Origin of the sequence: Nocardia stercoris (genome assembly GCF_003696265.1) — a bacterium.
Taxonomy (GTDB): Bacteria; Actinomycetota; Actinomycetes; order Mycobacteriales; family Mycobacteriaceae; genus Nocardia; species Nocardia stercoris.
This window is the reverse complement of record NZ_RFFH01000016.1, coordinates 1-21,790: the sequence shown is the minus strand read 5'-3', so window position 1 is coordinate 21,790 and position 21,790 is coordinate 1. Positions and strand designations below refer to the sequence as shown.

The following is a 21,790-nucleotide window of genomic DNA, read 5'->3' as shown; positions in this document are numbered from 1 at the left end:
GTGCTACGACCGGCGCTCCTGAACCCAATTCACCCGGTGTTCGCCGTGTTGTCGCGAGGGCGGCATGCGCTCGGCATAGCGTGCAGCAATGACCGAGAACCCGGAATCGGACAGCACGAGCGCGCCCCCGCCGGGGGTGAGCCGGCGGGCGCTGTTCGGCGGCGCGGCGGGTGCGGCGGTGGCCGGGCTCGCCGTGGGCGCGGGTGCGACGGCGGCGGTGCGGGGTACCGGCGACGGTGCGGCGGCCTGGCCGCGGTCCGCGGAGCTGGTCACCGGGCCGGACCGGTCCGCGGCGCCGCGGGTGGCCGGGCTGCACCTGCAGTTCGGAGCCGACGCGGCCCGCGAGGTCGTGGTCAGCTGGCACACCACCGGGTCGGTGCGCAATCCGGCTGTGCGCTACGGCCTTTCGACCTCAGGGTTCGGCAGCACGGTGACCGCCGAGACCCGCACCTACACCGATGCCGCGAGCAAGAACGAGGTCCAGGTGCATCACGCGCGCTTGCGCGGCCTGGCGCCCGACAGCGACTACGTGTACGCGGCCGGGCACGACGGGGCGCCACCGGAACTGGGCACCATCCGCACCGCGCCCGCCGGGCGGGCGAAGTTCCGGTTCACCAGCTTCGGCGACCAGGGGACGCCGACCGTGGGCAAGCTGGACAACGGCAAATACGTCAACGACAACCTCGGCTCCCCCTTCGCCGGCGACGTCACCACCGGGGTCGAGCGGATGGCCCCGCTGTTCAACCTGGTCAACGGCGACCTCTGCTACGCCAACCTCGCCACCGACCGCATCCGCAGCTGGAACGACTGGTGGGCCAACAACTCTCGCTCCGCCCGCTACCGGCCGTGGATGCCCGCACCCGGCAACCACGAGAACGAGCGCGGCAACGGGCCGATCGGATACGCCGCCTTCCAAACCTATTTCGCGGTACCGGATTCCGGGGCCGAGGACCTGGCCCGCGGCCTGTGGTACTCGTTCACGGCGGGCGGCGTACGGGTGATCGCGGTCGCCAACGACGACATCTGCCTGCAGGACGGCGGCAACAGCTACGTGCACGGCTACTCCGGCGGCGCCCAGAAGCGCTGGCTGGAAGCCGAATTGGCGCGGGCCCGCGCCGACCGCGAGATCGACTGGATCGTGGTGTTCATGCATCAGGTCGCGATCTCCAGCGCCGACAAGGCCAACGGCGCCGACCTGGGGATCCGGCAGGACTGGCTGCCGTTGTTCGACAAGTACGGCGTCGACTTGGTGCTGTGCGGGCACGAACACCATTACGAGCGCTCGCATCCGGTCCGCGGCGTCCTCGGCACCGACACGCTCACCCCGAAGCCCGCCAACACCGACCGCACCACCATCGACACCACCAAGGGCACAGTGCATCTGGTGATCGGCGGTGGCGGCACCTCGGCCCCCTCCAACATGCTCCTCTTCCCCGGCGACCACTGCCGGGTGATCACTTCCGTCGGCGCCGTCGACCCCGCCACCGGCAAGAAGACCCCGAACTACGTCCTGGAGGACGCCCCCTGGTCCGCCTTCAAGGACGCCGACCATTCCTACGGCTTCTGCTGCTTCGACGTCGACCCCGGCGTCCGCGGCGGCAACACCACCATGAAGGCCACCTACTACGCCGTACCTACGGACGCCTCCGGTGAGCTGAAGGCCGTGGACACGTTCACGTTGACCCGGCGCCGCGCGGACGGATAACGCTGCACCCGGCCGGATCGGGCGACCGGGTGGAGTCCGTGCGGCCGACGGCCGCCGCGATCGCGAGACCGCGCGAAGGCTCCGGAGTCCGGCGGATCACCCGTGCAGGGCGGCGAGCGCCGCGTCGGCCCACCGTGGCCAGCTGTCCGCCGCCGCGACCGGGACCGCCACCCAGTCCTTGAACGGCCGGTCGTTGTCGGCCGGGAGGAACAGTTCAGCGCCCGGAACAGCCAGCGCCGCTGTGTGTTCGGGGCTGCCCGCGCCCAGACGGAAGGCCAGCAGGTCACCCTTCAGACAGGCGAATGCCTTGCTGTCCGCCTTCAACGCACGCTTGCCGAACACCTTTCCGGCCACCACACCCTGCGGGGCGAGCCGGGCCGCGATCTCGTCGAACCACTCGTCGGAAGTCATGCTCCGAACATATTGCAGCCGTGTCGGTTCAGGTAGCCCGAGACGGTCCCACCTCAGCCGTCCAGGGTCCAGACGACCGCGCTGACCGTGACCGTCACCTCCAGCACCGCACCCAGCACGTCCCCGTTGAGCCCGCCGAACCGCCGGACACAATGCCGGGTGAGCACCTCGGCGACAGCCAGGGCGACCAGAACCGCCACCGGCGCCCACCAGGTCACGAGCAATGCCGCGGCCAGCGCGAGTACGGTCCAGACCACGCCGGCGACCGGCGACTGAGTTCCGGCCACGAGCGCACCGAATCCCGCCCCCGGCGCGGGCTCGATTCCCCGGCGGCACGACCACACGACTGCGACCCGCCCCACCACCACCGCGAGACCGACTGCGAGCCAACGATGTTCGCCGGCCAGCGCCGCGAACGCGAACGCCTGGATCGTGACCGCGAAGATCAGCGCCGCCACCCCGAACGGGCCCGCCCCACCGCTCTTCATGATCTCGCGCGCCCGTTCTGGCGGCCCGTAGCTGCCCAGCCCGTCCAGGGTGTCGGCGAGCCCGTCCAGGTGCATCCCCCGAGTGAGCAGCGCCGACGCGCCCACCGTCACCAGACCCGCAACGGCAGGGGTCGTCCCCGCGCCGACCGCCGACCACAGCAGGCCCGTCGCGATCGCCCCGAGCAGGATCCCGGCCACCGGCGCAAGCGCGATCGCCCGCCCGGCCGACCCGCGGTCCACACGGTCGGGCCCGCGCACCGGCAACACGGTCAGCCACGAGAGCACCAGGCGAATCGCGTCCATCCCAACCTTTCCGCCCGATCCACGCCGACACCATGCGCCACGCCCGCACCCGAGCGCGGCCGACACCTGAGCTGAGGCCCGAGCTCCGCACAGCCAGTTCACCATAGGCGGCCGCCGACCACTCGAGAGCGGCCACGGCCCGACAACCCGCGGAACGGTGGTCCCTTACCCACAGATTTCGGTGGTCGATGACCACTCCTGCGCAGAGCCGACACCCACGTCGGCGACAGTCGCGATCAGCGAGCGTCGGCCTCCTCGGCGGTGCTGACGCCCGCGTCGGCGAAGGTGGCCATGTCGGCGAGCGCGGCGACGGCGCCGCGGAGGACGGGTAGGGCGGTGACGGCGCCCGAGCCTTCGCCGAGGCGCATGTTCAGCTCGATCAGCGGGGTCAGGCCCAGCTTGGTGAGGGCCAGCTCGTGGGCGGGTTCGGCGGAGCGGTGGCCGGCGACCCACCAGGCCTTGGCGCCCGGGGACAGCATCTCGGCGACCAAGGCGGCGGCGGTGACGATGAGGCCGTCGAGGATCACCGGGGTGCGGCGGGCGGCGGCTTGCGCGAGATAGCCGGCCATGGCGGCGAAGTCGGCGCCGCCGGCGACGCGGAGCAGGGCGACCGGGTCCTTGCGGTGCGGCCGGGCGCGCCACATGGCGTCGCGGATCGCGGCGGTCTTGCGCATCCAGCCGGCGTCGTCGACGCCGGTACCGCGCCCGACCGCGCGCACCGGTTCGGTGTCGGTCAGGCCCGCGACGAGAACCGTTGCGGGAGTGGTGTTCCCGATTCCCATGTCACCGGCGACGAGCAGGTCGGCGCCGCTGTCGACCTCCTCGTCGGCGATGGCCCGGCCGGCGGCCAGCGCGGCCTCGACCTCGGCCTGCGACAGCGCGTCCTCGCGGTCGATGGCGCCGCTGGAACGGCGAATCTTGTAGTGGGATACGGAGGGGTCGGTGTCGCCGTCGACGGCGATGTCGGCGACGCGCACGGTGGCGCCGGCCAGCCCGGCCAGCACGTTGATCGCGGCCCCGCCGTGCAGGAAGTTGGCGACCATCTGGACAGTCACCTCGCTCGGAAACGCCGAGACGCCGTACCGCGCGATCCCGTGGTCACCGGCGAACACGACGACCCGGGCGCGCTCGAACTGCTTGGGCGGGCACACCCCCTGGCATGCGGCCACCCAGTTGCCGAGGTCCTCGAGCCGGCCCAGCGCCCCCGGCGGCTTGGTCAGCTGCAGCTGCCGCTCCTTGGCCTGCGCCAGCACCTGAGCGTTCGGGGCGGGCACGGCACCGAAAACCGGTGCGGCAGAGGTGGTCCAGAAGGGACTGGCAGACGATCCTGCCCGCGCAGCACCGGAATCCGACTCGGCAGCCGCTGAAAGATCTGCGGCACCGGAACCTACGCCCGCGGCCAGCGCTGCAGCCGCCCCCGGCTGGGACACCGCCTCGGCAGCAGTGGGCGACACCGCTTGCCCCGCAGCCGAATCGGACGCGGCGAGCGCCGAAACATCCGCGGCCCCGGAACTTGCGGCGGCCGCCAGGCCCGCAGCGCTGACCGCCTGCGCAGCAGCCGAATCGGATGCGGCGAGCGCCGAAACATCCGCGGCGCCGGAACTGACGCCAGCCGCCAGGCCCGCGGCGCTGACCGCCTGCGCAGCGGCCGACCCCGCTGCCGCAGCAGCCGAATCGGACGCGGCGAGCGCCGAAACATCCGCGGCACCGGAACTCACTCCGGCCGCCAGACCCGCCGCACTCCCGGCCGCGGCCGTCGCGGCACTGGTGCCGACCGATCCCGCCGCGAAGGCCTCCGGCTTGATGCGGGTCGGCAGGCCGGCCACGACCAGGACGACCTCGTCGCAGATCTCGGCGAGCCGCTGATTGAGTTCGCCGATCTCGTCGGCGAACAGCCGCCCGGAGCGGGTCGCGGGCAGGACGCCCAGCCCGACCTCGGGGGTCACGATCACCAGCCGGTCGCGATATCCGGCCACGGCCGCGACCAGGTCGTCGGCGTCGGGCTTGACCGTGCCGCGGGGCAGCTCCCAGGCGCCGCGCGCGTCGATCCGGGCGGTCAGCCAGGTGCCCAGATCGTCGATCAGGGTGACGGGCGCGCGCTCGGCCAGCACCGCCACCGGGTCGCCCTCCACCACGTTCCAGACGCCGGGTCGGCGGACCCGGTGCGCCGCAACACGTTCGGTGAAGTCGGCGTCGGCGGGGTCGAGGACCGCGGTCGCGACGTAGCGCACCGCGCCACCCTTCGCGGCCAGCTTCTCGGCGAACGCCGACTTCCCGGACCGGATCCCCCCGAGTACCAAGGTCCGCATCGGCCGCCCCGCAGCATCGTTCAACACGCGAGAACGGTACCAATCACCCGCCTCCACCGGTATCGACGCCCGGGTCTGCCCGCACCGGATTCATCCCCCGAATCGGGGTGGGTAGGCGGTGGGGGCCAGGCCGACCTGGCGCCGGAAATGCTCGCGCGAAGGTCACGGCGCCGAGTCCGCAACGCACAGCCCGAGCCGGTGAACGCCGACAGCGGCCGGGTACCGCCGCGGCTCATCCCCCGAATCGGCGTCGGTAGGCGGTGGGGGCCAGGCCGACCTGGCGCGAAGGTCACGGCGCCGAGTCCGCAACGCACAGCCCGAGCCGGTGAACGCCGACAGCGGCCGGGTACCGCCGCGGCTCATCCCCCGAATCGGCGTCGGTAGGCGGTGGGGGCCAGGCCGACCTGGCGCCGGAAATGCTCGCGCGAAGGTCACGGCGCCGAGTCCGCAACGCACAGCCCGAGCCGGTGAACGCCGACAGCGGCCGGGTACCGCCGCGGCTCATCCCCCGAATCGGCGTCGGTAGGCGGTGGGGGCCAGGCCGACCTGGCGTTGGAAGTGGTGGCGGAGGAGGGCGGCGGAGCCGAATCCGGAGCGGGTGGCCACGGACTCCAGGTCGAGGGTGGTGTCTTCCAGGAGTTGGCGGGCCAGGTGGATGCGCTGGGTGGTCAGCCATTTGCCCGGGGTGGTGCCGGTCTCGGCGACGAAGCGGCGGGCGAAGGTGCGGGCGGACATGGTGGCGCGGGCGGCGAGTTCGTCCACGGTGTGGGCGCGGTCCAGGTGTTCGGTCATCCAGGCGAGGGTGGCGCCCAGGCTGGTGGCCTCGCTGTCGGCGACCGGGCGTTCGATGAACTGGCGCTGGCCGCCGTCACGCTGCGGTGGCACGACCATGCGGCGGGCGATGGCGTTGGCGATCTCGCTGCCCAGTTCGCGGCGGACCAGGTGCAGGCAGGCGTCGATCCCGGCGGCGGTGCCGGCGCTGGTGATCAACCGGCCGGCGTCGACGAACAGGACGTCCGGGTCGACGGTCGCCGCGGGGTACAGCCGCGCGAGGATGTCGGTGTAGCGCCAGTGGGTGGTGCAGGTGCGGCCGTCCAGCAGCCCGGCCGCGCCGGCCAGGAAGGCGCCGGAGCACACGGTCAGCACGGTGGCACCGCCTTCGTAGGCAGCCCGGACCGCGTCGACCAGCCGTTGATCCGGGTCGTCGCCGCGGTACGGGAACGCGGGGATCGCGACCAGGTCGGCCCCGGCCAGTTCGTCGAGTCCGTGCTCCGGGGTCACGGTGATCCCCGGGGTGCTGGACCGAAGTGGTCGTCCCGGTTCGGCGCCGCACACCCGGAAGTCGAAGACCGGCAGCCCGACGTCGCTGCGGTCGAGGCCGAAAACCTCACAGACGACACCGAATTCGAACATGGCGAGGTTGTCGCTACACACGACCGCGACCTTCGACAGCATGCCGGAAGTCTACGTGGCGGAATCTTGACGAACAACGTCAGTGCTGCCACTTTCGGCGGCAATTCGATGGTCGAAGAATTACTGCCATGTTTGCCGTAACCCTGATCCTGCTGCTCACCGCCGCCGCCTGGCTGGGACCCCGCATCGCGAGCCCGCACGATCCCGACGCACCCCGCGTCAGCGCGGAACTGCGCGCGATGGCCGCCCGCCACGAATCGTGAAGGCCCACTGGTTCCCGTTCACCGCCGGACGGCCGGGGCGTTCGTCGACGCCGCTCGACCGGCCAGTGACGATCGCGACGTTCACCGAAGCGGTCGCCGTGTCACGCCGGATCCAGCTGTCCGGACTTCAACCACCGCAAGACCGAAAGCGACCGAGGCGACGTCAGGGCACCGATCGTGCGGCCCAGTCGGCTCTTCGGCAGTCTCGATCCGACTGTCCACAAACGCACGAACGCCCCACCGGAACATCCGGCCGGGCGTTCGGCGCGTCAGGCGTGTGCTCTACACCGAGTCACCCGGGGAGACCTGCGGCTTCGGCGCGCGCATGCGGCGGATCTGAGAGGCGCGGACGAACGCGTACCAGCCCAGCGACATCGCCGAATCGGTGTGGTCGGGGTAGCGCTCGCGGACCCGCTTGTTGACGATCCGGCCGAGCAGCACGCCCTCGGTGACCATGAACGCCATCATCACCAGCATGCCCAGGGTGATGTAGGCCTGCACCGCCGGCGTCAGGAACATGGTGAGGATCAGCACCAGCGCCAGCGGCATGAACAGGCCGACCAGGTTGCGCCGGGCGTCGACCAGGTCACGCACATAGGCGCGGACCGGTCCGCGGTCGCGCGGCAGCAGGAACTTGTCCTCACCGGCCAGCATGCGGGCGCGACGGTCGGCGGCGGCGGCGCGCCGGTCGGCCGCGGACTCCCTGCGGTCGGCCTTGCTGCCCTTGAGCGCCCGGCGGCGTTCGCGGGCCTCACGGGCGGTCTTCGGGGCCGGCGCGACCGGGCCGCGACGCTTGCCCTGGGCGTCGCGACGCTTCGGAGTCGGGCGGCCCTTGCCGGCGGTCGGCCCGGCCACGTCGGAACCCTTGGCGTCGGCTGCCGGAGTGGCGGCGGTCTCGGTGGCTTCGCCGCGGCGGAGGAACTTCACGCCGAGCAGGCTATTCGATCGAAGGCCACCTGGGAAACCCGTGGTCGCGGTCGGTGCGTGGCGGCAGTCACAGCATCGGTGTTCGGCCCGCTGTCACCCACTGTTTCCCATGCCCGGTCCGCTCGATCTCGGTCCCCTGAGGTCCGCGATGCACACCACAGTGGCAGTATGGGAATAGCCACCCTGTGACGGTACGTTGACGGCTGTGGAGCCGTGCGCTGGTCACGGGTTGAACATCGGTCCCCGAGGAGACTTCATGACTGTGCAGAACGAGACCACCACCCACGGCGTCACCATGACCGATGCCGCGTCGGCGAAGGCCAAGGCACTGCTCGACCAGGAAGGTCGCGACGACCTGGCGCTGCGCATCGCGGTCCAGCCCGGTGGCTGTGCCGGCCTGCGCTACCAGCTGTACTTCGACGACCGCAGCCTCGACGGTGACCTCGTCGTCGACTTCGGCGGCGTGAAGCTGGCCGTCGACCGGATGAGCGCGCCGTACGTGCAGGGTGCATCGATCGACTTCGTCGACACCATCGAGAAGCAGGGTTTCACCATCGACAACCCGAACGCCACCGGCTCCTGCGCCTGCGGCGACAGCTTCAACTGACAGTTTCCATCGCGCCTGACCGGGCGGCCCGCGTGGTTACACGCGCCCGCTGACCGACTTCAGGCGCCACTGTCTCCAACGTGCCCGGGCCGCCACCTGGCGGCTCGGCCACATCCCGAACCAGTTGTCGCGTAACGTCGAATCCGCAGTAACCACGCTGCGGACGGGCCGGACTTGCTCCCGCCACGCGTTACCGGCAACTGGTTTCGTGTGTCCGACCGTCGCCTCCGCCCTGCCGGACCCACCCGAGTGATCGGGCACCGCCCGGCGCTCGACCCGAAGGAATCCGCGTGACCATCGCAGTGTCCGCTTCCATTGCGACCGACCATCTGATGCGCTTTCCGGGCAAGTTCTCCGAGGTGCTGCTGCCCGACCAGCTCCAGCACGTGTCGCTGAGCTTCCTCGTCGAGGACCTGGAGATCCGCCGCGGCGGCGTCGCCGGCAACATCGCCTACGCGCTGGGCCTGCTGCGCCGCAATCCGCTGCTGGTGGGCGCGGTCGGGCGCGACTTCACCGACTACCGCGAGTGGCTCGAGACCAGCGGCGTGAACTGCTCGACGGTCCGGGTGTCGGAGACCGCGCACACCGCCCGCTTCGTGTGCACCACTGATACGACGATGGCGCAGATCGCCTCGTTCTACCCGGGCGCGATGAGCGAGGCCCGCGAGATCTCGATCGCCGAACTGGCCGCCGCGAACGGCGTCGACCTGGTGCTGATCGGCGCGAACGACCCGGAGGCCATGCTGCGCCACACCCGCGAGTGCCGCGAGCACGGCATCGCGTTCGCGGCCGACCCGTCGCAACAGCTGGCGTGGTTGGACGGCGACCAGGCGCGTGAACTCATCGACGGCGCCGCGTACCTGTTCACCAACGAGTACGAGTGGGGCCTGCTGCGGGAGAAGACCGGCCTGAGCGCCGAGCAGATCGGCCGCATGGTCGGCATCCGGGTGACGACACTGGGCAAGAAGGGCGTGCACATCACCGACGCCGACGGCGTGGAACTGCAGGTCGAGGTGGTGCCGGAGACCGGCAAGGTGGACCCGACCGGGGTCGGCGACGGTTTCCGTGCCGGGTTCCTGTCCGCGCACACCTCGGGCCTGAGCCTGGAGCGGTCCGCGCAGCTGGGTTCGCTGATCGCGGTGCTGGTGCTGGAGAGCCTGGGCCCGCAGGACTGGAGCCTGGACCGCGAGGAGGCGCTGACGCGCCTGGGTGCCGCCTACGGCCCGCAGGCCGCCGCCGACCTCGCCGCGGTGCTGGGCTGATCCGTTTCGGCCGGGCGGGCAGCACCCGCCCGGCCGGCTCGCGCCGGGCATGGCGCGCAACACGTTCCCCTCTAGAGTGTGGGGATGGGTTCAGAGCGTCTCTACTTCCGACAACTGCTGGCCGGCCGGGACTGGGCCGTCGGCGATCCGATCGCCACGCAGATGCGCAACTTCGCGTACCTGATCGGCGACCGGGAGTCCGGTGAGTGCCTGCTCGTCGACCCCGCTTATGCCGCAGGCGATCTGGTGGATCTGGCCGAGGCCGACGGGATGCGCGTCGCGGGTGTGCTGGCCACCCACCATCACCCCGATCATGTGGGCGGTTCGATGCTCGGATTCACCTTGAAGGGTGTGCGGGAACTGCTCGAGCGCGTCGATGTCCCGGTGCATGTGCAGCGCGAGGAAGTGCCCTGGGTGGCGAACGTGACCGGCATCGAACCCAGCCTGCTGACCGGCCACGACCACGGTGACGTGGTGTCGGTCGGCGCGGTCGACGTGGAACTGCTGCACACCCCCGGCCACACACCCGGCAGCCAGTGCTTCCTGGTCGGCGACCGGCTCGTCGCCGGCGACACCCTGTTCATCGACGGCTGCGGCCGCACCGACTTCCCGGGCGGCGACTCCGAGGCGATGTTCCGCAGCCTGCGCAACCTGGCCGACCTGCCCGGCAACCCGGTGGTCTTCCCCGGCCACTGGTACTCCGAGGAGCCTTCCGCCCCACTGGATTCCGTGCGCGCGCAGAACTATGTGCTGCGTCCGCGGACCCTGGACCAGTGGCACGCGCTCATGCCCGGCTGACCGGCGGCCGGTCCAGCCACTCCCGGGCCTGGGTCATCGCGGTGTCGAGTCCGCCCAGTACGACCGGGGTTTCGGGCACGATCGGGACCCGGTCGGCGAAACCGGTGCGCCGCAACCACTTCGCGGTGCCCGGGGCGACCCCGGCGACGATCATGTGCCCGCCGGCGTCGCGCAGTTTCGTCTCGTAACGCCGGAACTGTTTCAGCAGTGAGGTTCCCGGCACCGGGTTGCCCGACAGCACCAGGATCAGCACCGCACGGTGCCCGGTCGCCGGGTCGGGGAACTCGCCCTGCAGGCGAGACGATTCGGCGAAGAACCCCTGACCCGAATAGTCCACGACGACAACCTGTTCCGGGGTGAAGGCGGCGGGCACCGGTTCCCGCTGCCAGGCCCCGTCGACGCGGGTCAGCGCGGTGAGTTCGTCGCGGCGGGCCGACTGCACGCAGTACAGCAGCAGCGACAGCAGCGCGCCCAGCACGATCGCCTCGTGCAGCGGCATGGTCGTAGTGGCGAGGAAGGTCACGATCATGGCCAGCGCGGACAGCTTTGACGACTGCAGGATCAACCGGATGTCGCCGATCTTGCCGGTGATCAGTTCCAGGCCGATCACCATGACCAGCCCGCCGATCACCGGCATCGGGATCTTCTCCGCCAGCGAACCGCCCAGCAGCACCGCGATCGCCAGCACGGGCCCGGAAACGATTCCGGCCCACCGGGTCCGGGCGCCGACCGAGGCCGCCACCCCGGTGCGCGAGAGCGAACCACCGACCGGCATCGAACTGAACAGGCCCGCGCTCACGTTCGCCAAACCCTGAGCGGCGAACTCGCCGTTCACATTCGAGCGGCTGCCGTCCGGATTCGGCATGGACGGCGCCACTCCCGCGCCCTGCGCCAGCGCCACCATCGCGACCGCCAGGCCGCCGCCGAACAGATGCGGGATCGCCGACCAGTTGGGGGTGGAGATACCCGGGAGCGCGGCCGGGATATGGGCGATACCGCGCACGGTCTCGACGTCGATGCCGCTCAGGGTGGCGACCAGGGTCACCACGACCAGCGAGACCAGCAGCGCCAGCGGTTCCAGCCGCCGCACGGTCCGCGCCGCCGCCCAGACCACCACGGTGGCGATCGCGACGAGGGTGGCGTCGCGGTCCCAGTGCCCGATCCCGGTGAGCCACTGCCAGACCTGCGCGAGTTTGTTGTGCGCGGGCGGCTTGTATCCGGTGGCGTCCTTGAACACCCCGGTGATGATGGACAGCGCGATCCCGGTGGAGAACCCGGTCATGACGGCGTTGGATACGAAACTCAGCACCACCCCGGCCCGGATCAGGGCCAGCACCAGCATCAGGATCCCCACCACCAGGCACAGCGCCGAGACGTTGCCCGGCTGCAGCACATCGAGTCCGGCGTCGCCGAGCACCGAACGGGAGGTGAGGGCGATGGCGCTGGTGAGTGTGGTGATCATCAGGACGGTGGGTGTGAACAGGGAGCCGACGACCGCGGGCACGATGCCCGCGTACAGACCGGCCACCGGGTCGAATCCGGCGATGGACGCGTAGGCCATGCCCTCGGGAATGCTGAACAGCCCGGTGACGGCGCCGGCGACGAGGTCGATCCGGCGCGGGCGGCCGAGTTTCGCGCGCGCGGCCGCTACGGATTTCGACAGGCTTTCCCGCACACCAGAATTCGTCATCGATTCCTCGATTCCCACCGCTGCCGGGCAGCCGCTAGGTCAACTGAGCGATGCCGTCACCCACCGATTTCGCACCGAGCAGCGACAGCAGGACGAACATGATTGCCGGATTATTGCGCGACACCCAGTCGCGCCACGTATTCAACGTATCGACATTTCCGTCGGCACTGCTGCTCCGGACCACTAGCGGTACCAGTACACACAGCGAAGCGATGATCACGAAGACAACGGCCGCACTGAGTCGCGCGCCGCCGCCGGGCGTGAGCGACGCGATGGTCACCGCACCGATCAGGATCTGACTGACGTTCTTCGGGTTCCCCAGGACCAGCCGCACCCCGAGCCGGGCACAACCGCGCGGCGACAGCGACGGCAGCTCGGCCATCCAGCCCGGCGGCGGCAGCTCACCCCGCACCGCCGCGGGCATCTTCCTGGCCTGCGCTGCCGCCATGGCGAAGATCCCGACGCCGAGGCCGAGCTTCACCCAGCCGACCCACTCGGCGGGCTCCCCGTGCCGATTGGCTCCGAACAGCGCGTTGACCACGATCAGCACCGCCAGCAGGGCCGCGACACCGGCCGTCCACCCCGCCACGAACGCGGAACTGCGTGCTCGGCCGCCCGGCTCGGTCAACAGCATCGCGACCACGATCAACGCCCACGGATAGACAGCGACCGCCAGCGCGTGAGTGAGAATCGGCCCGACCGTGGACACCCGACCTCCTCGCAAATCAATTGCCGAACGATTGCCAGAGTCGTGGCAGCCTAACACCGACGCAGTCCCACACAGCGCACGAATCCGCCCTGCGACCGGCGGATCGCATTTCGGCGACCGTCGGGCCTGCGCTGTTGACGACCGGGTCGCGGCCGACCACGACACCGGACCGCCACCGACCCGCCGGTATCACGGACCCGAGACAGCTGTGCGAGATACCGCGATGTCACGCACGGCCCGGCGCCGATCGACGTAGTACGGTGGCCCGGCCCTGAACTGGGCGCATCCGGTCGGTGAGGCAGGAGGTCCCGGTGGTGGCGAGTATCGCGACATCGCGCAAGAACATGGCGCGCGTGCCCGGCGGGGAGTTCGCGATGGGGTCGGCGGATTTCTTCCCCGAGGAGCGGCCGGTGCACGCGGTGGCTGTGGATCCGTTCTGGATCGACACCCATCCGGTCACGACTATCGCCTTCCAGCGGTTCGTCCGCGACACCGGGTACGTGACGGTCGCCGAGCGGCCGCTGGATCCGGCGGACTATCCCGGTGCGGACCCGGCGGCCCTGGTACCGGGCGCACTGGTCTTCACCCCGCCGTCCACGCCGGTCCCGCTCGACGATTGGCAGCGGTGGTGGTCCTACGTCCCGGGTGCGAGCTGGCGGCACCCGGGCGGCCCGGGCACGAATCTCGAAGGGCGGACCCATCATCCGGTGACCCAGGTCGCCTACGCGGATGCCGCCGCCTACGCCGCCTGGGCCGGGAAGCAGCTGCCGAGCGAGGCGCAGTGGGAGTTCGCGGCCCGCGGCGGGCTGCACGGCGCGATCTTCACCTGGGGTGACGAGTTCACTCCGCGCGGGCGCCGGATGGCCAACACCTGGCTGGGCCGGTTCCCGTGGGAGTTCGTGCCGGGCCGGGGGCAGGCCGCACTGCCGGGGACGACGAAGGTCGGCACCTATCCGCCCAACGGTTTCGGGCTGTTCGATATGGCGGGCAACGTCTGGGAGTGGACGCGCGACCCGTTCCGTCCGGACCACGCGAAGCCCGCCGGAAGTTGTTGTGCGCCAGGCAACTCCGGCGAACGGTTTCCCCGCCGCGTGATCAAGGGCGGTTCCTACCTGTGCGCCCCGAACTACTGCCTGCGCTACCGCCCGGCCGCCCGCCAGAGCCAGACCGAGGACACCGCCACCGGCCATCTCGGCTTTCGCTGCGTCACCGCCGACTGACCGTCGGCCGAATCGCCCGTCGAACGCGAGGTCGTTGTCGACGTCGGCGGACTGACCTGTCTCGAGTGAATTCGAAGACGCGATCGCGGCCACCGACCTGCTGCCCGTCCCGGCGTCGGCGCAGCAGGTGATCTATGACCCCGTTGCCGCGCCCGCCCGACCGGTGTGATGCCGCAGCGAGCACGCGTCCGACCGGTGTGGCATGCCCGAATCGCGCCGAATCGCGCCTAGCCTGCGGGAATGACGCCGACCGAAGAAGAGGGGAACACCCGGGAACCGCAATTCGACCCCGCGCCCAAACGCGGGCTCACCCGGCGCGGCATGCTGCGGGGTATGGCAGCCGCGGGCGCCGGTGCGGCGGCCGCCGCACCCGCGCTGGCCGCATGCGGCAACTCCGGCGGCGACCGGCCGCCCGGATACGGCACCGGAATCAACGACGGCTTCGACGGCAAGATCGAACTCGACGTCCGCGACTCGAAGCAGGACTGGAAACCGTTCGAGCTGAAGAAAGCTCCCGACGGCGCGCCCAACGTCCTGGTGATTCTCTACGACGACACCGGCCTTGCGTCATGGTCCCCGTACGGCGGCCGGATCAACATGCCGATTGCCCAGAAACTGGCCGACAATGGCCTCACCTATACCCAATGGCACACCACCGCGCTGTGCTCGCCCACGCGGTCGTGCTTCCTGACGGGCCGCAATCATCACGTCAACCGGTTCGCGTCGATCACCGAGGGCTCCACCGGATTCCCCGGTTCGGCCGCGCGGCTGCCCGCCCAGTGCGCCACGATCGGGCAGGTGCTGCAGGACAACGGCTACAGCACGTTCTGGCTCGGCAAGGACCACAACGTGCCCGTCGAGGACGTCTCCAGTGGCGGCAGCAGGTCGGAGTGGCCGCTGCAGAAGGGGTACGACCGCTTCTACGGTTTCCTCGGTGGCGAAACCAACCAGTGGTACCCGGCCCTGGTCGAGGACAACCGGTTCATCGAGCAGCCGTACAGCCCGGAACAGGGCTACCACCTGTCGAAGGACTTGGCCGACAACGCACTTCGGATGCTGCGCGACCAGCGCTCGACCAATCCGTCCAAGCCCTGGTACATGTGGTTCTGCCCGGGCGCGAATCACGCTCCGCACCAGGTTCCTACGGAGTGGGCCGACAAGTACAAGGGCAAGTTCGACGACGGCTACGAGGCCTACCGCGAGTGGGTGCTGACCCGCATGATCGACAAGGGCATCATGCCCAAGGGCACACCCCTGACCCCGATCAACCCGTTACCCGCGGATGTGGCGGTGCCCGCGGATGCGGTACGGCCGTGGAACACCCTCAATGCCGACGAGAAGCGCTTGTTCTCCCGCATGGCCGAGGTATTCGCCGGATTCTCCGAATACACCGACGCGCAGATCGGGCGCATCATCGACTATCTCGAACAAACCGGCCAGATGGACAACACCATCATCTTCTACTGCGCCGACAACGGCGCCTCCGGCGAGGGCTCACCGAACGGCTCGGTGAACGAGAACAAGTTCTTCAACGGCTATCCCGACAATCTCGCCGAGAACATGGCGCTGCTCGACCAATTGGGAACCCCCGCCACCTACAACCACTATCCGACTGGGTGGGCGGTGGCCTTCTCCACCCCGTTCAAGATGTTCAAACGTTACTCGGAGTACTCCGGCGGCACCTGCGACCCGCTGATCATCCACTGGCCCAAAGGAATCAAGGCCAAGGGTCAGATCCGGCACCAATACCACCACGCGATCGACATCACACCCACCATTCTCGACGTCATCGGGCTGGAAATGCCGAAGGAATACCGCGGCATCAAGCAGTACCCGCTCAACGGCGTCTCCATGCGCTACAGCTTCGACAACGCCGACGCACCCACCACCCGCAAGCGTCAGTACTACGAGATGCTGGGCACCCGCGGCATCTGGGAGAACGGCTGGCGGGCCTCGGCGCTGCACGCACCGATCAGCGACAAAGGCCATTTCGACCAGGACGAGTGGGAGCTGTATCACGTCGACGAGGACCGTTCGGAATCGGAGAACCTCGCCGATCAGCATCCCGGCAAGCTGAAGGAGCTCATCGGCGCCTGGAACGAGGAGGCCCGGGACAACTTCGTCCTCCCCCTCGACGATCGCACCGCGGTAGAACTGCTGTCCGTCGAGCGGCCGAATCCGGAACCGCCCCGCGACACCTACGTCTACTACCCGGATGCCGCACCCGTACCCGAGGCCGTCGCGGTGAACATCCGCGGCAAGTCCTACCGGATCGTCGCCGAGGTCGATCTCACCCCGCAGGCGCAGGGCGTGATCTTCGCACACGGCTCACGGTTCGGCGGCCATGCGTTGTTCGTCAAAGACGGTGTGCTGCACTACGTTTACAACTTCCTCGGCATCCCGCCCGAACAGGATTTCGTCTCACCGCCGTTGCCGGCCGGTAAGCACACCCTGGGTATGGAATTCGTCAAGGCCGACAAGCTCGGCCCGAACGGCGAATCCCTCGGCACCACAACGCTCTACGTCGACGACAAGGCGGTCGCCACCGGCCCGATGCGCGCCCAGACCGGCACTTTCGGGCTGTCCGGCGCCGGTCTGACCGTCGGCTACGGCAGTGACGACACCGTCTCCCAGCAGTATCGGGGCCCGGGAACCTTCACCGGCGGCACCGTCTACAGCGTGACCGTCAGCGTCGGCAAGGAGTCCTACCGCGATCTGCAACAGGATGCGGCCCGCGCCCTCGAAACCGACTGAGGGACCAGTGGATCCGGGCGGCCATCGCACTCGCGGTGCCGGCCCGGAGGTGTCCCGGCCGACCGACGGCGACCGCGCCACCGGAAGCGGAGTCAGGCGACCGTGTGCATCCAGCCGTGGTTGTCGGAGAAGGTGCCGCGCTGGATACCGGTCAACGTCTCGCGCAGCGCCATCGTCACCTCGCCCGGCTCACCGCCGCCGATGGTGAAATCGCCGTCGGCGTCGCGGATCGTGCCCACCGGGATCACCACGGCCGCGGTGCCGCAACCGAAAACCTCGGTGATTTCACCGGATTCGGCGCCGGACCGCAGTTCGTCGACCGAGATCTTGCGCTCCTCCACCTCGTAACCGGCGTCCGCGGCCAGGGTGATCAGCGAGTCGCGGGTGATGCCGGGCAGCAGCGAACCCGACAGTTCCGGGGTCACCAGGCGGGCGCCGGAACCGGAACCGAAGACGAAGAACAGGTTGTTGGTACCCATCTCCTCGATGTAGCGACGCTCGCAGGCGTCCAGCCACATCACCTGGTCGCAGCCGTTCTCGGTGGCGCGCTGTTGGGCCAGCAGCGAGGCGGCGTAGTTGCCGGCCACCTTCGCCTCACCGGTGCCGCCGGGCGCCGCACGCACGAACTCGGTGGACAGCCACACCGTCACCGGCTTGGCGCCACCCGAGAAGTACGCTCCCGCAGGCGAACCCAGCAGCAGATAGCGGTACTTACCGGCCGGACGCACGCCGAGACCGGCCTCGGTGGCGAACAGGAACGGGCGCAGGTACAGCGACTCCTCGCCGCCGGCCGCGGGCACCCAGTCGCCGTCGGCCAGCAGCAGCTGGCGGATCGACTCGACGAACATCTCCTGCGGCAGTTCGGCCATGGCCAGCCGGCGGGCCGACCGCTGGAAGCGGGCCGCGTTCGCGTCCGCCCGGAACGTGGCGATGCTGCCGTCGCCCTGCCGGTACGCCTTGAGGCCCTCGAAGATGGCCTGGCCGTAGTGCAGCACCATGGTCGACGGGTCCATGGTCAGCGGCCCGTACGGCTCGACCCGCGGGTCCCGCCACTCGCCGTCGGCGTAGTCGACCGACACCATGTGGTCGGTGAAGAACCGGCCGAACCCGGGCGCGCTCAGAATCTCTTCCCGCCGCGCAGCCGAGGTGGGCGCGGGATGCGGAATGCGGGCGAACTGGGCAGCAACGGTCATGCCCAGATCGTAGTCCGCGCCGGTCGAGGGCGGGAACAGCCCCGTCGCTGGGCGCTGTTCCCGGTGTGCCGGGTAGTGCCGGCGGGCCACATCAGGTCCCGGAGTCCCGGTCAGGCCGGGTCCTTACCCCGTGTGGGCCGTCACGAACGGCGGCTTGACCACCTCGGCGCGCAAGCGGCGGCCGCGGACGTCGACGGCGACCTCGGCGCCCGGCTCGAGTCCGGCGTCGGTGTCCAGCAGCGCCAGCGCGATGCCGACCTTCAGCGTGGGCGAGAACGTGCCCGAGGTGGTCTCCCCCACCGCACGGTCACCCAGCAGGACGGTTTGCCCCTGCCGCAGCACACCGCGGTCGATCGCCTTCAAACCCAGCAGCTGACGGCGGGGGCCCGCCGCCTTCTCCGCGTCCAAGGCGGCCTTGCCCCAGAACTCGGGCTTCTTCCAGCCGACCGCCCAGCCGACCCGCGCCTGCAGCGGCGAGATCTCGGTGGACAGCTCGTGCCCGTGCAGCGGGTAGCCCATCTCGGTGCGCAGGGTGTCGCGGGCGCCGAGACCGGCCGGTTCACCGCCGACTGCCCGCAGCGGGTCGAGCAGGGCGCGGAACAGCGCCTCGGCGTCCGCCCAGCGCGGCAACAGTTCGTAGCCGTGCTCACCGGTGTAGCCGGTGCGGCACACCCGGACCGGGCGGCCCGCCCACTCGGCGTCGGCGTAGGCCATGTACTCCATGTCGGTGGGCAGGTCCAGCGCGGCGAGCACCTCCGTCGACTTCGGGCCCTGCACCGCGAACACCGCGAACTCCCGGTGCTCGTCGGTGACGGTGATCCCCTCGGGCGCCGCCTTCTGCAGTTCGGCGACCACGGCCGCGGTGTTGGCGGCGTTGGGCACCAGGAAGATCTCGTCGTCGGAGACGTAGTAGGCGATCAGGTCGTCGATCACACCGCCCTCGGGCGTGCAGCACAGCGTGTACTGCGCCTTGCCGGGCCGGATCCGGTTCAGATCGTTGGTCAGCGCCGAGTTCACGAACGCGGCCGCGCCCGGGCCGCGCACCGACGCCTTGCCCAGATGGCTGACGTCGAACAGGCCGACGGCGGTCCGGACGGCGGCGTGCTCGCCGACGGTGCCGGCGTAGGACACCGGCATGCTCCAGCCCCCGAACGGTGCGAAGGTCGCACCCAGCTCGACGTGCACGTCGTGGATCGGACCCTGGAGGAGATTCGCGTCGCTCACCCGCAACACTGTATCCGGCGGGAGTTAGCCTGTTCGCCATGACAGCTGTCGCAGATCGCTCGCTCGGACCGGAACTGGCTCGCACCGTCGATATCGGGGCGGATACCGATGTGCTGGTGGTGGGCATCGTCACCACCGACGACGGGCCCGCGATCGTCCCCGGCCCGGCCCTGGCCGGCGAGACCGACTTCGAGGACGTGCTGTCCGCGGACGCGCGCGCGGTACTGGAGTCGCAGCTGCGGGCGGTCGGCGCGAAAGGCAAGGGCGAGGAGCTGACTCGGCTCCCCGGCCCCACGGGACTGGGTGCGAGCAGCGTGCTCGCGGTCGGGCTGGGCGCGCCGGACGCGGTCGACGCCGAACAGATCCGGCGCTCCGCCGGTGCCGCCGGGCGCGCGCTGAGCGGGACCGGTCTCGCGGTCAGCACGCTGTCCGGGCTGGATCTCGGTGCCGCGGCGGAAGGTTTCTATCTGGGTGCCTACACCTTCACCGAGTTCAAGTCCGGTAAGTCGGCGCCGAAGCCGGCCGAGCAGCCGCTGCGCCGCGTCGAATTGCTGGTCCCGGACCCGGCTTTCGGTGAGGAGGACCTGTTCCGCGCGCAAGCGATCGCCGAAGCCGTCGCCACCGCACGCGATTTCGTCAACACCCCGCCCAGCCACCTGTTTCCCGCCGAATTCGCCGACCGCGCACGGTCGTTGGCCGAAGCGGCCGGCCTCGAGGTCGAGGTGCTCGACGAAAACGAGCTGGCCGCACAGGGTTTCGGCGGCATTCTCGGTGTCGGTAAGGGCTCCTCGCGGCCGCCCCGGCTGGTGCGGATCAGCTACTCCGGTGGCGCCGAGAACCCGCGAGTCGCGTTGATCGGCAAGGGAATCACGTTCGACACCGGCGGTATCTCGATCAAGCCGGCCGCGAACATGGACCACATGACCTCGGACATGGCCGGCGCCGCCGCCGTGGTCGCCACCGTCCTGCTGGCCGCCCGGCTCAACCTGCCGCTGTCGGTGATCGCGACCGTGCCGATGGCCGAGAACATGCCGTCGGACACCGCGCAGCGACCCGGTGACGTGCTCACCCAATACGGCGGCACCACCGTCGAGGTGCTCAACACCGACGCCGAGGGCCGGCTGATCCTGGCCGACGCCATCGTGCGCGCGAGCCAGGACGACCCCGGCTACCTCATCGACGTCGCCACGCTCACCGGCGCGCAGATGGTGGCCCTGGGCACCCGCACGCCCGGCGTGATGGGTACCGACGAATTCCGCGACCGGGTCGCGCGCATCTCGCAGGGCGTCGGCGAGAACGCCTGGCCGATGCCGCTGCCCGCCGAACTGCGCGGTGACCTGAACTCGTCCATCGCCGACCTGGCCAATGTGGCGCCGCATCGTTGGGGCGGCATGCTGTCGGCGGGGTTGTTCCTCAAGGAGTTCGTGCCCGCCGACGTGCAGTGGGCGCACCTGGACGTCGCCGGACCGGCCTACAACACCGGTGGCGCGTTCGGCTACATCGGCAAGGGCGGCACCGGCGTTCCGGTCCGCACGCTGATCGCCGTCCTCGAGGACATCGCGGGCCGATAGCGGCCGCTACTCCAACAATTCGCGTTCCCGCGCCCGTCGCTGCTCGATGCGGCGGCGGGCGTCGTGGTCGCGCATCCGCTGCGGATACCCGGTCCGGCGGGCGTCGTAGACCGGGATCTGCAACCACGGCGACAGGTGCCGGGCGCCGCTCTCGCCGACCCGGCGGCGGGTCCACTCCCCATCAGCGGCGACCAGGACGACAGTGACATCACTCACAGTCGTGCGCGGTTCAACGAACGCCTCGACGCCGTTGTGAGCACGAACCCACTCCTGCAGATACCGCGCGTCCGTCGCGTCGATCCCGCCGTAACGCGAAACCGACCGGCGAAAACGATCGAGCACACCCATCGGGGCCCGCCTCCTTGCCACACACCGGAACCGAATCGAACCGGCCTTTCCATAGTGCCAGCAGCGAACAGGGCCAGCCCTGTGCCGCAAGGCACAGCGGCGAGTGCAAGGATGGTGAACCGGAACAAGAACCACAGGAGCTCCGGTGCCATCGCAGGGTTCGGTGGCACAGGGTGTCTGCCGCGCAATCCGTGGCCGATGCCCACCGGAAGACAGACTGTTGTGACCCGTCGAGCAGTTATAGGAGTCAACGGACATGACCTTCTCAGTCCAGATGCCAGCGCTTGGTGAGAGCGTGACCGAGGGAACTGTCACCAGGTGGCTGAAGCAGGAAGGGGACACGGTCGCCGTCGACGAGCCGCTGCTCGAAGTGTCGACCGACAAGGTGGACACCGAGATCCCCTCGCCCATCGCCGGTGTCCTCACCAAGATCGTCGCGCACGAGGACGACGTCGTCGAGGTCGGTGGCGAACTGGGTGTCATCGACGAGCCCGGCTCGGCCGCTGCCCCGGCCGCCGCTCCCGCGCCCGCCGCCGCTCCGGCTCCCGCGCCCGCACCAGCTCCCGCCCCCGCCCCCGCACCCGCTGCGCAGCCG

19 protein-coding genes and 1 pseudogene are annotated in these 21,790 nt (G+C 70.1%); 9 read left to right on the top strand and 11 right to left on the bottom strand.

All coding sequences use genetic code 11. The features are described 5' to 3' along the window. Positions 1-88: 88 nt before the first annotated feature. The gene (locus EBN03_RS26955) at positions 89-1,705 is read left to right on the top strand and encodes a purple acid phosphatase family protein (RefSeq protein WP_122190954.1); all 1,617 of its coding nucleotides are present in this window, start codon (positions 89-91) and stop codon (positions 1,703-1,705) included. Between the two features lie 96 nt (positions 1,706-1,801). Here EBN03_RS26955 and EBN03_RS26950 read toward each other — a convergent pair whose 3' ends face one another. The 5 genes and pseudogenes from EBN03_RS26950 to EBN03_RS26935 all read right to left on the bottom strand — a co-directional run bounded on the left by EBN03_RS26950 (position 1,802) and on the right by EBN03_RS26935 (position 6,671). Further along, the gene (locus tag EBN03_RS26950) at positions 1,802-2,116 is read right to left on the bottom strand and encodes a hypothetical protein (RefSeq protein ID WP_122190953.1); all 315 of its coding nucleotides are present in this window, start codon (positions 2,114-2,116) and stop codon (positions 1,802-1,804) included. Positions 2,117-2,169: 53 nt separating this feature from the next. After that, complete coding sequence (locus tag EBN03_RS26945; RefSeq protein ID WP_122190952.1) at positions 2,170-2,907, bottom strand: adenosylcobinamide-GDP ribazoletransferase; 738 nt, start codon at positions 2,905-2,907, stop codon at positions 2,170-2,172. A gap of 236 nt (positions 2,908-3,143) precedes the next feature. Beyond that, a complete protein-coding gene (cobT, locus tag EBN03_RS35890) occupies positions 3,144-4,310 on the bottom strand; it encodes a nicotinate-nucleotide--dimethylbenzimidazole phosphoribosyltransferase (protein ID WP_407671247.1) in 1,167 nt (388 codons plus the stop codon). Positions 4,311-4,721: 411 nt separating this feature from the next. Next, positions 4,722-5,216 (bottom strand): annotated as a pseudogene (locus EBN03_RS35885) (bifunctional adenosylcobinamide kinase/adenosylcobinamide-phosphate guanylyltransferase); the annotation flags it as partial. 501 nt (positions 5,217-5,717) lie between these two features. Further along, positions 5,718-6,671, bottom strand: coding sequence for a helix-turn-helix domain-containing protein (locus EBN03_RS26935; RefSeq protein WP_122190950.1), 954 nt, complete (start codon positions 6,669-6,671; stop codon positions 5,718-5,720). 86 nt (positions 6,672-6,757) lie between these two features. Here EBN03_RS26935 and EBN03_RS35630 point away from each other — a divergent pair, with 86 nt between their 5' ends. Then, a complete protein-coding gene (locus EBN03_RS35630) occupies positions 6,758-6,892 on the top strand; it encodes a hypothetical protein (protein ID WP_267899312.1) in 135 nt (44 codons plus the stop codon). Between the two features lie 282 nt (positions 6,893-7,174). Here EBN03_RS35630 and EBN03_RS26930 read toward each other — a convergent pair whose 3' ends face one another. Then, entirely contained in the window at positions 7,175-7,819 is a 645-nt protein-coding gene (locus tag EBN03_RS26930; RefSeq protein WP_122190949.1) for a DUF3043 domain-containing protein, read from the bottom strand. Between the two features lie 256 nt (positions 7,820-8,075). Here EBN03_RS26930 and EBN03_RS26925 point away from each other — a divergent pair, with 256 nt between their 5' ends. The 3 genes from EBN03_RS26925 to EBN03_RS26915 all read left to right on the top strand — a co-directional run bounded on the left by EBN03_RS26925 (position 8,076) and on the right by EBN03_RS26915 (position 10,486). Then, on the top strand, positions 8,076-8,426 hold the full coding sequence (locus tag EBN03_RS26925) for a HesB/IscA family protein (protein WP_122190948.1): 351 nt from the start codon (positions 8,076-8,078) through the stop codon (positions 8,424-8,426). A gap of 290 nt (positions 8,427-8,716) precedes the next feature. Beyond that, positions 8,717-9,688 (top strand): carbohydrate kinase family protein, encoded by a 972-nt coding sequence (locus EBN03_RS26920; RefSeq protein WP_122190947.1) that lies wholly within the window; start codon positions 8,717-8,719, stop codon positions 9,686-9,688. 84 nt (positions 9,689-9,772) lie between these two features. Continuing rightward, positions 9,773-10,486, top strand: coding sequence for an MBL fold metallo-hydrolase (locus tag EBN03_RS26915; protein WP_122190946.1), 714 nt, complete (start codon positions 9,773-9,775; stop codon positions 10,484-10,486). On the opposite strand, the gene EBN03_RS26910 is transcribed toward EBN03_RS26915, so the two are convergent. After that, a complete protein-coding gene (locus tag EBN03_RS26910) occupies positions 10,473-12,176 on the bottom strand; it encodes a SulP family inorganic anion transporter (RefSeq protein ID WP_122191039.1) in 1,704 nt (567 codons plus the stop codon). The genes EBN03_RS26915 and EBN03_RS26910 overlap by 14 nt on opposite strands. 34 nt (positions 12,177-12,210) lie before the next feature. Beyond that, entirely contained in the window at positions 12,211-12,885 is a 675-nt protein-coding gene (locus EBN03_RS26905) for a GAP family protein (protein WP_158675749.1), read from the bottom strand. A 344-nt stretch (positions 12,886-13,229) separates the two neighbouring features. On the opposite strand from EBN03_RS26905, the gene EBN03_RS26900 reads away from it, so the two are divergent. Both EBN03_RS26900 and EBN03_RS26895 read left to right on the top strand, forming a co-directional pair. Further along, positions 13,230-14,105, top strand: a complete 876-nt coding sequence (locus tag EBN03_RS26900; protein WP_122191038.1) for a formylglycine-generating enzyme family protein — start codon at positions 13,230-13,232, stop codon at positions 14,103-14,105. 240 nt (positions 14,106-14,345) lie between these two features. Then, a complete protein-coding gene (locus EBN03_RS26895) occupies positions 14,346-16,859 on the top strand; it encodes an arylsulfatase (RefSeq protein WP_122190944.1) in 2,514 nt (837 codons plus the stop codon). A gap of 92 nt (positions 16,860-16,951) precedes the next feature. Here the strand turns inward: EBN03_RS26895 and EBN03_RS26890 are convergent, their stop codons facing one another. Together EBN03_RS26890 and gcvT are read right to left on the bottom strand one after the other, a co-directional pair. Next, complete coding sequence (locus EBN03_RS26890) at positions 16,952-18,052, bottom strand: branched-chain amino acid aminotransferase (protein ID WP_122191037.1); 1,101 nt, start codon at positions 18,050-18,052, stop codon at positions 16,952-16,954. A 123-nt stretch (positions 18,053-18,175) separates the two neighbouring features. Beyond that, a complete protein-coding gene (gene gcvT, locus EBN03_RS26885; protein WP_122190943.1) occupies positions 18,176-19,276 on the bottom strand; it encodes a glycine cleavage system aminomethyltransferase GcvT in 1,101 nt (366 codons plus the stop codon). 38 nt (positions 19,277-19,314) lie between these two features. Between gcvT and EBN03_RS26880 the strand changes: the two genes are divergently transcribed. Further along, positions 19,315-20,847, top strand: coding sequence for a leucyl aminopeptidase (locus EBN03_RS26880; RefSeq protein WP_122190942.1), 1,533 nt, complete (start codon positions 19,315-19,317; stop codon positions 20,845-20,847). A gap of 6 nt (positions 20,848-20,853) precedes the next feature. Here the strand turns inward: EBN03_RS26880 and EBN03_RS26875 are convergent, their stop codons facing one another. Next, the gene (locus EBN03_RS26875) at positions 20,854-21,195 is read right to left on the bottom strand and encodes an oxidoreductase (RefSeq protein ID WP_122190941.1); all 342 of its coding nucleotides are present in this window, start codon (positions 21,193-21,195) and stop codon (positions 20,854-20,856) included. 256 nt (positions 21,196-21,451) lie between these two features. On the opposite strand from EBN03_RS26875, the gene EBN03_RS26870 reads away from it, so the two are divergent. Beyond that, positions 21,452-21,790: biotin/lipoyl-containing protein (locus EBN03_RS26870; protein WP_325052097.1), on the top strand; the 339-nt coding region annotated here is incomplete at its 3' end.